This is a genomic window from Actinoplanes awajinensis subsp. mycoplanecinus, from assembly GCF_001509495.1.
Classification (GTDB): Bacteria; Actinomycetota; Actinomycetes; order Mycobacteriales; family Micromonosporaceae; genus Actinoplanes; species Actinoplanes palleronii.
The window spans coordinates 1-433 of the sequence record NZ_LLZH01000155.1; the positions used below are offsets into that span (position 1 = coordinate 1).

Below are 433 nucleotides of genomic sequence, written 5' to 3' on the forward strand. Positions count from 1 at the left end.
CGCGCCCGGCTCGCCACCGATCAGCAGATTCTTGTAGATCATCGGCAGCTTGACCTTCTGGCCGAACTCGTCGATCCCGATGAACATCGGGTCGAAGATGGACAGCGCCGGGCCGAGCTCTTGTACGCCGTTGTCAGTTTCGGCGACCAGGATCGGGGACACGTCAGTCCTCCGCCGCGGTGCAGGAGCAGTTGCCCAGCCCGCAGCACTCGCAACGGCAGTCGTACGACTCGCAGTCGCAGACACCCGAGGCCAGCAGCGCCGCACTTGCGGTCACCGCGTTCAACAGGACCGACTTACCCGCACCCGGCTCACCACCGAACAGCATGTTGCCCTCGATGAGGCCACCGTTCACGTCGACGCCGATCGGGTAGCTGTTGGCGTCCATCTCAGAACCCCGCCGAGGCCGTGGCCGCGTCCGCCGGGACCGCGG

The 433-nt window shown here is 66.3% G+C and carries 1 protein-coding gene; it reads right to left on the reverse strand.

Features of this window, described 5'->3' with window-relative positions:
• Window positions 1-163: 163 nt before the first annotated feature.
• Window positions 164-388 (reverse strand): hypothetical protein, encoded by a 225-nt coding sequence (locus tag ADL15_RS18220; RefSeq protein ID WP_067692151.1) that lies wholly within the window; start codon window positions 386-388, stop codon window positions 164-166.
• Window positions 389-433: the final 45 nt, after the last annotated feature.